The organism is Thermoflexus sp. (assembly GCF_042408365.1).
GTDB lineage: Bacteria > Chloroflexota > Anaerolineae > Thermoflexales > Thermoflexaceae > Thermoflexus.
Genome location: NZ_JBHOQJ010000106.1, coordinates 1 through 11,246, shown reverse-complemented (window position 1 = coordinate 11,246; position 11,246 = coordinate 1). Strand labels below are relative to the sequence as shown.

Annotated in this window: 11 protein-coding genes; 9 read left to right on the top strand and 2 right to left on the bottom strand. The window is 62.8% G+C overall.

Annotated features, from left to right (window positions below):
• Nucleotides 1-69: 69 nt before the first annotated feature.
• From ACFMO5_RS04565 to purH, 6 genes are all read left to right on the top strand, one after another.
• Nucleotides 70-576 (top strand): DUF4149 domain-containing protein, encoded by a 507-nt coding sequence (locus ACFMO5_RS04565; RefSeq protein WP_376791574.1) that lies wholly within the window; start codon nucleotides 70-72, stop codon nucleotides 574-576.
• A 27-nt stretch (nucleotides 577-603) separates the two neighbouring features.
• Nucleotides 604-1,023, top strand: a complete 420-nt coding sequence (locus ACFMO5_RS04560) for a hypothetical protein (protein WP_376791573.1) — start codon at nucleotides 604-606, stop codon at nucleotides 1,021-1,023.
• Nucleotide 1,024: 1 nt separating this feature from the next.
• A complete protein-coding gene (locus ACFMO5_RS04555; protein WP_376791572.1) occupies nucleotides 1,025-1,441 on the top strand; it encodes a hypothetical protein in 417 nt (138 codons plus the stop codon).
• Nucleotides 1,442-1,847: 406 nt separating this feature from the next.
• Nucleotides 1,848-2,597 (top strand): sulfite exporter TauE/SafE family protein, encoded by a 750-nt coding sequence (locus tag ACFMO5_RS04550; protein ID WP_376791571.1) that lies wholly within the window; start codon nucleotides 1,848-1,850, stop codon nucleotides 2,595-2,597.
• An 81-nt stretch (nucleotides 2,598-2,678) separates the two neighbouring features.
• Complete coding sequence (locus ACFMO5_RS04545; RefSeq protein WP_376791570.1) at nucleotides 2,679-3,704, top strand: SPFH domain-containing protein; 1,026 nt, start codon at nucleotides 2,679-2,681, stop codon at nucleotides 3,702-3,704.
• A 42-nt stretch (nucleotides 3,705-3,746) separates the two neighbouring features.
• Nucleotides 3,747-5,264, top strand: coding sequence for a bifunctional phosphoribosylaminoimidazolecarboxamide formyltransferase/IMP cyclohydrolase (gene purH / locus ACFMO5_RS04540; RefSeq protein WP_376791575.1), 1,518 nt, complete (start codon nucleotides 3,747-3,749; stop codon nucleotides 5,262-5,264).
• A 90-nt stretch (nucleotides 5,265-5,354) separates the two neighbouring features.
• Here purH and ACFMO5_RS04535 read toward each other — a convergent pair whose 3' ends face one another.
• Nucleotides 5,355-7,034: a R3H domain-containing nucleic acid-binding protein gene (locus ACFMO5_RS04535; RefSeq protein WP_376791569.1), complete on the bottom strand. Its 1,680-nt coding sequence runs from the start codon at nucleotides 7,032-7,034 to the stop codon at nucleotides 5,355-5,357.
• 515 nt (nucleotides 7,035-7,549) lie between these two features.
• Between ACFMO5_RS04535 and ACFMO5_RS04530 the strand changes: the two genes are divergently transcribed.
• A complete protein-coding gene (locus ACFMO5_RS04530; RefSeq protein ID WP_376791568.1) occupies nucleotides 7,550-8,560 on the top strand; it encodes an alpha/beta hydrolase family protein in 1,011 nt (336 codons plus the stop codon).
• Between the two features lie 159 nt (nucleotides 8,561-8,719).
• Here ACFMO5_RS04530 and ACFMO5_RS04525 read toward each other — a convergent pair whose 3' ends face one another.
• Complete coding sequence (locus ACFMO5_RS04525) at nucleotides 8,720-9,211, bottom strand: ferritin (protein WP_376791567.1); 492 nt, start codon at nucleotides 9,209-9,211, stop codon at nucleotides 8,720-8,722.
• 302 nt (nucleotides 9,212-9,513) lie between these two features.
• Between ACFMO5_RS04525 and ACFMO5_RS04520 the strand changes: the two genes are divergently transcribed.
• Nucleotides 9,514-10,101: a sigma-70 family RNA polymerase sigma factor gene (locus ACFMO5_RS04520; protein WP_376791566.1), complete on the top strand. Its 588-nt coding sequence runs from the start codon at nucleotides 9,514-9,516 to the stop codon at nucleotides 10,099-10,101.
• Nucleotides 10,092-10,883: a hypothetical protein gene (locus ACFMO5_RS04515; protein WP_376791565.1), complete on the top strand. Its 792-nt coding sequence runs from the start codon at nucleotides 10,092-10,094 to the stop codon at nucleotides 10,881-10,883. Before ACFMO5_RS04520 ends, ACFMO5_RS04515 begins: the two co-directional genes overlap by 10 nt.
• The last annotated feature ends 363 nt before the right edge of the window (nucleotides 10,884-11,246 follow it).

Genomic DNA, 11,246 nt, shown 5'->3' with positions numbered 1-11,246 from the left:
GGGGGCGGCCCCCCCCGGGGGGCCCCGCACCCTATGAAGATGACGAAGCCACCACCGAGGTGCTGGCCAATGCGGGCATTATATTTTATCTCGGTAGGCCTTCATCTCGCAGCGGCGATCTTCTGGATCGGGGGGCTGTTGTTCCTGGCCCTGGCGGTGGTCCCGGTCCTGCGCCGACCGGCGTTCCGCCCGATCTCCCCGGCGTTCCTGGAGGCCGTGGGCTTGCGGTTCCGGACCTTGGGCTGGATCGCCATGGGGGTCATGATCCTCACCGGCCTGATCAATCTCATCGCCCGAGGCGTGACGCTGGCTCTCTTGCTCGATCCAGCCTTCTGGAGCGGTCCGTTCGGGCGGGCGCTGGCTGGGAAACTCGTTGCAGTCGGTCTGGCCATCATGCTGAACGCGTTGCACGACTTCTGGGTCGGTCCTCGCGCGACCCAAGCGCTTCAGCAGGGCCGTGGAGGGGATGAGGTGCAACGTTGGCGGGCCTGGGCCTCGTGGCTGGCTCGCCTGACCTTGTTGGCCAGCCTGGCGGCGATGGTGTTCGCGATGTTCATGGTTCGCGGCTGGCCATAGATACGCAAGCAGTCTCTCGATGGAAACATGCCGCGGTTAACTCGATGGTTCATCCGAGCTGCGTTGATCCATTTGGTCGTCGCCCTGCTCCTGGGGTGGGTCTTGGGGTTGGGCCGGATCATGGCGCTGCCACCCATCCTGAGCGCAGCGAGCCCCGTGTATTTCCACCTCTTCATGCTGGGCGGCGTCGCTCAGTTCATCATCGGGGTGGCGTGGTGGATGTTCCCTCCACTCTCGAAGGAGCGTCCGCGGGGCGACGAAGCGCTGGCGTGGGCGGTTTTCTTCCTGCTGAACGGCGGGATGATCCTGCGGACGATCTTCGAACCGTGGGTTGCCCTGGATCCCCAGCCGATCGCCCGGTGGGGGTTGTTGCTGAGCGCCACAGCCCTTGTGGCGGCGGGGTGGAGCTTCGTGGGATTGCTCTGGCCGCGCGTGAAGGGGAAGTGAGATGCCGCCCTTGAGCCGTTATATGATCCGGATGGCGTTGGTGCACTTCGCCCTCGGGTTCCTGATCGGTGGCCTGATGCTGGCCTACAAGGCGTTCCCATATGCCCCATGGGTGATGCGTTTGCTGCCCTGGCATATCCATAGCCTCTTCATCGGCTGGACGCTCCAACTCGCCTTCGGGGTGGCCTATTGGATCTTCCCGCGCTTCGCCCTGGAGCGGCCGGGGGATCCTCGGGGACGGGCCGGATGGGCCTGGGCTTCCGGGGCGTTGTTGAACGCGGGCGTGTTCGTCGCAGGGCTCTCCGGGGTGATTGGGTGGAACGTCGGGCTTGCCCTCGGGGCCGCCCTGGAGGCGCTGGGGGTGTTCGCCTTTGTTGTTCATCTGTGGCCGCGAATACGTCCTGCGATCCCTCAGTAATCGAATCCCTCGCTTTAGTTTTGGGAATGCGCGGTGAGGGGGCGGGTGGCCTTCTTCCCTCTCCTTCCCACTCACCCGCAGCCCTCTGGGCTGCTGAAGCAGTCGCCCTAACGCGCATGGTTGATCCTTCCCCAGGGGATTTCGGTTGAGGGTGACCGTGGGACGGGGAGGAACGGGGCCTGTCCTTACCATCGGCATCCGCGCGTTCCGTAGGGGCGCCCCCGCGAACAAGCACAAGGCCTGCCCCTACATTCTTGATAAAATTGGGGAAGCGCTCGGCGCCGTGTGTTGAAACCTGAGAATCGAGACGAACTGCGGGGCCGACTGTCCGGGGCCCCCGCTCCTTCAGCGGGGAAGCAGGGCCCGCTTTAACTGAAACCATCTGCGCGCTGATGGAGGAGCCTCCATGTGGGATGCACCTGCTGTCTTTATCGCCGCTTTCATCGCCGGTGCGATGAACGCCATTGCGGGGGGAGGAACGCTGGTGTCCTTCCCCGCGCTGCTGTGGTTGGGCCGCCCGCCTATCCTGGCCAACGCCACCAACACGGTGGCCCTCCTGCCCGGATCGATCGCTGGAGCCTTCGGGTTTCGCCATGAATTGATGAAGATCCGTCGCTGGTTGCTGATCCTCTTTTGGCCCTCTCTGGCCGGTGGGTTCCTCGGATCGTACGTGTTGCTCCACACTCCCGAGCAGGCCTTCCGTGCGATCATCCCCTATCTGTTGCTGTTCGCCACAGTCCTCCTGATGATCGGCCCGCGCCTCCAGCGCTGGCTGCCTCGATCCTCGGTTTCGATCTCGGTCCGGCGATGGGCAGCCCTTGTCTTTTTCCAATTCCTGGTAGGTTTCTATGGCGGTTATTTCGGGGCTGGGATCGGCATCCTGATGTTGGCAGCCCTGGAGCTAATGGGTCTGGAAGATATTCATCAGATGAACGGGCTGAAGAACGTGTTGGCGTTCACCATCAACGGGATCGCCGCGCTTTACTTTATCCAATCCCGGGCCGTGCTCTGGGGGGATGTGGTGTGGATGGCCTTAGGAGCGATGGCCGGGGGTTATGCTTCCTCCGCCATCGCCCGTCGGGTGGATCGCATCTGGGTGCGGCGGACGGTGGTGGCCATCGGCTTTCTGGTGGCGTTTCGCTCGTTTTTCCACTAGACTGAATGTGCGGTTCGGCGCGCTGGCGCTTTTCTTTCATCAAAGGCTAACAGCGCAAAGGGCGTGGAAAGGAGCGCGAAAATGCCCCGGATCTTCGATGTGATCGAGTGGGCCGATGACACCGGTCGGGAGATCGTTCGGCGGTTCCCCGAGGAAGGGGCCGGCGACTTCCGCCTGGGCTCCCAACTCATCGTGCGCGAGAGCCAGGTCGCGGTCTTCTTCCGGGATGGACGGGCCCTGGATGTGTTCGGCCCAGGCCGACATACGCTGACCACCGCGAACATCCCCCTCTTGATCGATCTGCTGGGGCCGTTCTTCGGCGGCCGCTCCCCGTTCACCGCGGAAGTCTACTTCGTTTCCACCCGAGAATTTATGGATCTGAAATGGGGAACCCCCGAGCCCATTGTGGTTCGCAACCCCGGCATGGGCCTGGGCATGGTGCTCCTCCAGGGCCACGGCACGTTTGCCATCCAGGTCCGGGATCCCCAGCTTTTCGTCAATAAGATCGTAGGCACTCAGCGCCTCTATGAGACGGAGCGCATTGTGGATTACCTGCGCAGCATCCTGGTGAGCAAGCTGGCCGATGTGGTCGGGAACTTCAACCGGCCGGTGGTGGACTTGGCGGCCTTTTTCGAGGAGCTGGGCGCGGCAGTGCGGGCGAAAGGCCAGGAGGACTTTGAGGCGCTGGGCCTGGACCTCAAGGCGTTCTATGTGCAATCGCTCCGGCCCTCCTCGAGGACGATCGAGGAGCTGCGGGCGATGGGGTTGCTGGATGTGCAGACCTATGCGCAGCTTCAGGCGGCGGATGCCTTGCGGGAGGCGGCTCAGCAGGAGCTGGGCGGGCTGGCCGCTGCCGGCGTGGGCGCAGGAGCGGGCTTCGGGCTGGCCCAGTTCTTCACCCAGCTCTTCCAGGGGATGATGGCCCGGCCCGCTGCCCCTCCCACCGCGCCGGAGGTGATGACCGTGGAGGAAGCCGCAGCGTACCTCAAGGTATCCCCTGAGGATGTCCTGCAACTCATCGAATCCGGGCAGCTGAAGGCCCGAAAGATCGGCACCACCTACCGGATCAGCCGCTCGGCGATCGAGGAGTTCTTAAAGGGATCCTAACTGAAGTAGGATTTTTGGGAAGGGCGGGTTGTAACGATGGAGATGGGAGAGCGCTATGCGTTGTTCAGCGTGACCGATCGCACAGGGATTGTGGAGTTCGCCCGCGGCCTGACGGAGCTGGGTTGGCGGATCATCGCCACGCGGGGGACAGCCCGAGCGCTGGCCGATGCAGGGATCCCGGTGATCCCCTTGGAGCAATGGACGGGCCTCCCCGAGATCCTGGGGGGACGTGTGAAGACCCTCCATCCTAAGGTGCACGCCGGGATCTTGGCGCGGCCTTTGGCGGCCGACCTGGCGGAGGTAACGGCGATCGGGGGAAAGCTCATCGATCTGGTGGCCGTGAACCTCTATGCGTTTGAGGAGGTGGCGCGGCGGGGCACGATCGAAGAGGCGGTGGAAGCCATCGATATCGGCGGGGTGGCCCTGTTGCGGGCGGCAGCGAAGAACTTCGCCCGCGTGGTCGTGTGCAGCAGCCCTCAGGATTACCCGTTTGTCCTGGAAGCCTTGCGCGTTCATGGGGAAGTCCCTGTGGAATTGCGACGGCGCCTGGCGGCCCGCGCCTTCCAGCTTACCGCATGCTATGACGCGATCATCGCCCGTTTCCTGGAACAGGATGGCGCGCAGGCGGATTCTTTGCCCGAATCCCTCCTCCTCTTCGCTCGCCCTGTCCTCTCTTTGCGCTATGGGGAAAACCCCCACCAATCCGGAGCCTTCTACCAGGACCCGCTCCGTTCGCTCCCCTTTGAGGTCCTCCAGGGCAAGCCCCTGTCTTACAACAATTTGCTGGATCTGGAGGCCGCGTGGCGAGCGGTGGCGGAGCTTCCGCCCCCGGCGGCCGTCATTGTCAAGCACAACAATCCATGCGGCGCGGCGGTGGCGGAGGCCCCGGCGGAAGCGTTCCGGCGGGCGCTGGCCGGCGATCCGGACAGCGCGTATGGGGGCATTGTGGCGTTGAATACCGAGATCGATGAGGAGACGGCGGAGGCCCTCCAAGGGATCTTCCTTGAGGTCATCGTTGCCCCCGCTTACCATCCGGAGGCCTTAGAGCGCCTGGCCAGGAAGAAGGCGTGCCGGGTGATTCGCATGCGGGAGGGAGCCGTTCGTGGCCTCGAGATCCGAAGCCTCCTCGGCGGGCTCCTGGTCCAGACCCCAGATCAAGGGGAGGAGGACCCAGGGTCCTGGAAGGTTGTCACACGCCGAGCGCCCACGGAGTCGGAGTGGCGGGATCTCCAGTTCGCCTGGCGGGTGGTCCGTCATGTTCGCTCCAATGCTATTGTCCTGGCCCGGGAGAGGCAGACGGTGGGGATCGGGGCAGGGCAGATGAGTCGGGTGGATGCAGTGCGGATCGCCACGCTGAAGGCCGGGGCGCGCGCCCGGGGGGCGGTCATGGCCTCCGATGCCTTCTTCCCGTTCCCGGATGGTGTGGAAGTCGCCGCAGCGGCGGGGGTGACAGCGATCATCCAGCCGGGGGGCTCCATCCGGGATGCAGAGGTGATCGAGGCAGCCGACCGCTTGGGGATCACGATGGTTCTCACCGGAAGGCGCCACTTTCGGCACTGAGCGCGCTTTTAGGGGTGGTGTGGATCGCTGAGGGTTGGTGAGGTTTGAAAGGCAAGCCAAGCGCCGGAGGCGCCTGGCTTGCCTTTTTCTTCACTCCGCATAGATTCGAACGTAGCGGTTCGGCTCCTTCCCGTAGCTGTGCGAGATCAGGTTATACTGGCGGGCCAGCAGATGCTGTTGACGCCGGATGTAAGCGTTCTGGGGGGAGAGATCCACGTATCGGGTCTCTCCGTTCAGGATCCTCCGAATGGCTTCCTCCGCCTCCTCCAGGGCCTGGGCGAGCCGATCGTCCCCCTCGCCTTCCGCCGGCGCCAGGTTTAGGATATCCGCTAAGCAGCTTTCAATCTGAGTCACCGTGTTCGAGCGAATCACATAGATTGGGATCCCCCTCCCCTCCGCCTCATGGAGCACCCGGGGATGACGTCGGTAGTGGGCCTTGGTGGTGATCACCACATCCGCATCCCCAATCTGTTCCACAATCTGAAGGGGGGTCCCAAAGACGCTGGCTGCCCGCTGGAGGCGGTTCCTCGCCAGGCCGAGCGGATACACCCGCAAGGGGCGCCGCGGCCCGTTGCCGGAAAGGGGCTGGGAGCCTCCCCATGGGGCTCCTTCCAGCGCTCCCTCTTCTTCCTCTTCAAAGGTTCCCACCCGTTCCATGGTCACCCGCGTGGGGGGTGGCAGGGATTCCCCCGAAGCGATGGGCGTTGTGGAGATGATCTCCCCACGCCAGAAGGGGAGGGGGGACTTCCCCACCATCACCGCCCGCCGGAACCTGGGCTTCTCGATATGGATGCGCCCTTCCTCATCGCGATAGCGCAGCTCAACATCTGGCTGCTGCCCGCGCAGGAGCGCATCCACGCTGGCGGCCACGTCATGGTGAACCAGCAGCCGTTGGCGGTTCTGGATCTCGATGAGCACGTCGAACGTCGGGGGGGCGCGCCGCTCCAGGACGGTCTTCTGGGTGCCCCGCCGTCGCGCTTCCTCGTCGGAGAGCGTGACGCTCTCCACGCCGCCCACGAGATCCGAGAGGGTCGGGTTCATCAGAAGGTTCTCCAGGGTGTTCCCGTGGGCGGTGGCGATCAGCTGCACGCCACGCTCCGCGATCGTGCGCGCCGCGATGGCCTCCAGCTCGCGGCCGATCTCATCGATGATGATGACCTCCGGCATGTGGTTTTCAACGGCCTCGATCATCACCTCGTGCTGGAGGCTGGGCTTGGGAACCTGCATGCGGCGCGCGCGGCCGACGGCCGGATGCGGGATGTCCCCGTCACCGCCGATCTCGTTCGAGGTATCGACGATGATCACCCGCTTGTGCTCCGCCAGGACCCGCGCGGCCTCCCGGAGCATGGTCGTCTTGCCGACGCCCGGGCGGCCGAGGAGGAGGATGTTCTTCCCAGACAGGACGATGTCTTTGATGATCTCAATAGTGCCGTAGACTGCACGGCCGACCCGGCAGGTCAAGCCGATGATGTTACCGCGCCGGTTCCGGATCGCGCTGATGCGATGTAAGGTTCGCTGGATCCCGGCCCGGTTGTCCGCGTCGAACTCCCCGATGCGGGAGACTACGTATTGGAGATCCGCCTCCGTGACTTCGCGTTGGCAAAGGGTCGCCTCGCCATCCGTATATCGGGCCTCCGGATATCGCCCCAGGTCCAGCACGACCTCCAGCAAGGCCTCGTTTCGATTGCGGTCCCGCACGGCCTGGGCGATATCTGGAGGCAATACGTTCAGCAACGCTTCCAGATCATCGGTGATCTGAAATTGCGCCATCCTTGCGATCGCGCTCCTCCATTCAGGGTTCAGGGCATGCCCCCCGGGGCCATCCGGCCGGATGACCTGCCCCTTGAGGTGCAAGGGGGACCGGTCCAGGGGGCTGATCCCTTGATCACTTTATTTTATTGCGATCCCTCTCTGGTGTCGAAATGATAACTGTTCGCTAGGGAAGACGTTCGGGGTGTCTGGAAAATGCCGCCAGGCATCCAGTATATACGGGTAGCCCATTCCAGGGTTTTGCTGATATTTTGCCTCTGTGTTAGAGTCTTGAAAAGTTCTGTTGTTCGGCCGATTACCTTGCGCGTGGGGATTCGGGCGTCTTGGATCTGCGAAGAGGACTGATAGCCCCTTCCTCTTGCTCAGGATTGCAAGCGATCCCGCCCAGCGGGCGCTGCAATCCCGTGGGTCTGGCTCTATCCTGGGGCCGTTGCCGTTGTCGGGATGCCCGAACCGGGAGGGAGGATATGGATCATTGGAAAACAGTTCGCTGGTTTGTGGGGAGAATGGGATTGATGTTCTTGATCATAATCATGGGCTGTGGGCGCTCACAGAATGCTGTCCCTGCCATAGCGACCCCTGCCGTAACGGTGACCCCATCGCCCGCGTTAACCCCCACGCTGATCCCCACCCCAACCATTACGCCGTCGCCCACCCCGCATCCGTTGGCGGGATATACCATCGAGGCCATGCGGCGGCGAATCTATCCCGGTGGGAAGATTGAGATCCGTTCCGTGATCACCCGAACAGGGGCTTACACGCGATATCTGATCGCTTATCCCAGCGATGGGTTAACAATTACCGGCGTGATGCAGGTCCCTCATGGACGGGGGCCTTTTCCAGTGGTCATTCTGAATCATGGATACATTCCGCCCAGCCGTTACGTGCCGGGCTCCGACACTTGGCGGCCGGCGGATTATCTGGCCCGCCGGGGTTACATCACCTTGGCGCCGGATTTCCGAGGATGGGCAGGATCGGATTCCGGGCCTGATTTCTTCCGGATGGGCCTGGTGATCGATGCTTTGAATCTCCTGAGTTCGGTTCCTTCGATTCCTCAGGCAGCTCCTGAACGGATCGGCATGTGGGGCCACAGCATGGGAGGGGGGGTGACCACACGGGCAATCGTTATCGACTCGCGGATTCGCGCGGCGGTTCTCTACGCTCCAGTAAGCGCCGATCTGGTCAACGCGCATCGGGGATTCGGCGGGTTCCGAAACATCGAGGATCCGTTCTTGGCCCAGGCTTACATCGATGCACGTAGGGATCCGGGGTTCCTGCGGCAGGTTTCCCCGATTTACTATTTCCATTACGTGACAGCCCCAGTGCAAATCCATCAGGGAACCGCGGATACCACGACGCCGCCGGAATGGGCTCGAGCCATTCGGGATGCGCTCATCGCGGCCGGCAAGGACGTGGAATACTACGAGTATTCCGGCCAGGGCCACGCGTTCCAGGGTCAGGCCTGGGCGATCTTCCTGCAACGGATGACGGCGTTTTTCGATCGGCACCTTAAAGGCGCCCAGTGAATCCAAGGCCGAGTGTGTTCTTTTTCTCCCTCGGATCTCGTCGATGGCTATGTCGCCGAAGATCGCTTGACCACTATAATCCCCTAAGCTGAGGGAAATGCAGGCATGGCGAAGGTGGACCGGTTTGCCGAAGGCAACCGGTCCACCTTCGAGGGGAGCTCAATCGCCCTCCCGTCGCGCCAGCTCCCGATCCATCACCACCAGCCCCGTCCCGTCCTCCCCGATACGTCGGAGCGCTGCGAGGATCTGCTCCACGCTTTTTTCTTCCTCGATCTGCTCCTCCAGGAACCAATGGAGCAGCGGCAAACTGGAGAGCTCGTTCTCGCGAACGGCGATTTGGTAGAGGTTCCGGATGAGGCCGGTAACTCGGCGTTCGTGTTCGAGCGCGCGGGCGAAGGCCTCCTGAGGGGAGGCGAAATCCACTGGAGGCTGCTCGATCGCCTGAAGGATGACGCGCTCCCCACGATCGCAGAGGTGGTCGAAGAACTTCATCGCATGGCTCACCTCCTCGCGAGCTTGGACTCGCATCCAATGGGCGAATCCAGGCAGGTTCATGGCTTCGAAGTAAGCGGCCATGGACAAGTAGAGATAGGCGGAATAGAGTTCATGGCGAATCTGGTCGTTCATCGCGTCATGAAGCGTTTGGCTCATCGCCATGGGAGCCTCCCAGGAGCAGGATGCTTTGCTTCTCGAGTTTAACGGGAAAAAGAGGAACTTGCCAGCCTTTTCTAATAAGGTAACGATTCGGCCGTTCTCGCGCAGTGCCAATGCGGATATAGGTGGTTCCCTCCTAGGGGCTTTGGGAGCCTTCCGCCTTCTCTCAAGCGCTCCGAACCGAATAGGACCAGGTTGGATCGTTACCTCATAAAAGTATCCTAGAGGTGGGGTCCTGGGGTGATTCCCGTAACGATTCGACAGGCCGCTCGTTAAACAAAATTGGGGACATTGTTCTAATGAAAAAATCCCCTCCGACGCGTTCGGCGAATTGGGAAGAAGTCTCCGCTGAGTTGGAGGCGATTCGACGGGCCCAGGCGGGCGATCCCGAGGCCGTGGGATGGCTCTACGAGCGCTATTATCTTTTCATTTATCGTTACCTTCGCATCCGGGTGGACGATCAGGACGTGGCAGAGGATCTGGCAGCAGAGGTCTTCGTGCGGATGATTGAGCATCTCCCTCGATATCGAGTGCAGGGGCGTCCCTTCTTGGCCTGGCTTTATACGATCGCCCGCAACCTGGTGATGGATTACTATCGCGCGCGGCCGCATGCCCCCGTGCCGCTCCCGGCGGATCCAGAGCGGAAACCTGGGATGGGGGATGAGTTGGAGAAGATCGAAGCTCGGGCGCAATGGGAGTGCGTCCGGCGGGCCTTGCAGGCGCTTACTCCGGAGCAACAAGAGGTGCTCCTGCATCGATTCCTGGAGGGGCGATCCGTGGAGGAGACAGCCCGGCTGATGGGGAAGCAGCCCAATGCGATCAAAGCATTGCAACATCGAGCCTTGGCATCGCTTCGACGGCGGATGGAGGAGATGGGATGTCTTTAAGGAAGATCTCGTTTGAGGAAGCGCTGGCTCGCTGTCTGGACGAAGTCGCTGCGGGAGGCGATATTGAGGAAGTCGTTGCCCGTTATCCCGCGTATGCGGCGGAGCTTCGCCCCTTGCTGGAGGCAGCACGCCGGTTGCGGGGGGACATGGTCCCCCCGCCGCGCCCGGAGGCGGTCCGCCGGGGGCGGATGCGGGTCGTGGCGGCGGCACGGCGAATGCAGGCGGCGCGCCAGGGATGGCTGGCGGGGCGCCGCTGGGTCCCCGCTTTGCTGACCGCCGGGTTGTTGCTCGCTTTGCTTTTCGGCGGCACGCTGGGCGTGCGGGCAGCGGAAGCCAGCCTTCCGGGCGATCCGCTCTATGACCTGAAGTTATGGAAGGAGTCCGTCGAGCTGACATGGGCCGAATGGCAGGGGGATCCGACACCCGTGCTGATCCGTCAGCTGGAACGCCGCTCGGAGGAAATCGAAACCTTGCAACGTCAGGGGCGGCTGGTACATCCGGCGGCCCTCCAGCGATCCGCCCGTTTGTTGGTTCGGTTGATGGCATTGGCTGAGCGTCGCCCGGATCTTCCGATCCTGCGTCAGCGAGCCCTTCGGGCGGTGGAGAAACATCAGGAGATTCTCATGGCGTTGCGCGACCGGGTTCCCCCGGCCGCTCAGCCCGCGCTGGAACGGGCTCTGGAGCGCGCGAACCGAGCCCGTGAAGTGCTCTCCCGAACGCCTCCGTTCCGACCTTTCCCCGGGCGTTTGCCTACTCGTCTTCCGCCTGGGCCGAAGCGATAAGCGTCCCCAGGCTTTTGAATGAGTGGTGGGCGGTTTAGCGGCCTCTACACCCCCATGATGATCCATTTTTCCCAACCGAGGTGATCTCCCCGAAGGGCGTGGATGATCCAACGGCTTTGCGACGGCAGGCAACCTGCCCTCTGGAGGCACCCAGATGGAGGCGGCACTCACAAGGGAGGTCCCTGCATGGGTGCTCTTATCCCCCCACGGCCACCACCCACCGAATAGGAGTTACGCCGTTCGAAGCGCCCAAGAGGAGGCTGAAGGGCCCCACCCCTTTGATTTCCCCTCTCCACGGCCGTCGAAATGGGCGCCAATTTGATCAATTAACTTGCATTTGGGAGCGGGCGGGGCGCCTTTGGC

Excerpts from the sequence above, each read along its gene's own strand:
- ACFMO5_RS04565 (WP_376791574.1), top strand. The coding sequence starts at position 70 with ATGCGGGCATTATATTTTATCTCGGTAGGCCTTCATCTCGCAGCGGCG.
- ACFMO5_RS04560 (WP_376791573.1), top strand. The coding sequence starts at position 604 with ATGCCGCGGTTAACTCGATGGTTCATCCGAGCTGCGTTGATCCATTTG.
- ACFMO5_RS04555 (WP_376791572.1), top strand. The coding sequence starts at position 1,025 with ATGCCGCCCTTGAGCCGTTATATGATCCGGATGGCGTTGGTGCACTTC.
- ACFMO5_RS04550 (WP_376791571.1), top strand. The coding sequence starts at position 1,848 with ATGTGGGATGCACCTGCTGTCTTTATCGCCGCTTTCATCGCCGGTGCG.
- ACFMO5_RS04545 (WP_376791570.1), top strand. The coding sequence starts at position 2,679 with ATGCCCCGGATCTTCGATGTGATCGAGTGGGCCGATGACACCGGTCGG.
- purH (WP_376791575.1), top strand. The coding sequence starts at position 3,747 with ATGGGAGAGCGCTATGCGTTGTTCAGCGTGACCGATCGCACAGGGATT.
- ACFMO5_RS04535 (WP_376791569.1), bottom strand. The coding sequence starts at position 7,034 with ATGGCGCAATTTCAGATCACCGATGATCTGGAAGCGTTGCTGAACGTA.
- ACFMO5_RS04530 (WP_376791568.1), top strand. The coding sequence starts at position 7,550 with ATGTTCTTGATCATAATCATGGGCTGTGGGCGCTCACAGAATGCTGTC.
- ACFMO5_RS04525 (WP_376791567.1), bottom strand. The coding sequence starts at position 9,211 with ATGAGCCAAACGCTTCATGACGCGATGAACGACCAGATTCGCCATGAA.
- ACFMO5_RS04520 (WP_376791566.1), top strand. The coding sequence starts at position 9,514 with ATGAAAAAATCCCCTCCGACGCGTTCGGCGAATTGGGAAGAAGTCTCC.
- ACFMO5_RS04515 (WP_376791565.1), top strand. The coding sequence starts at position 10,092 with ATGTCTTTAAGGAAGATCTCGTTTGAGGAAGCGCTGGCTCGCTGTCTG.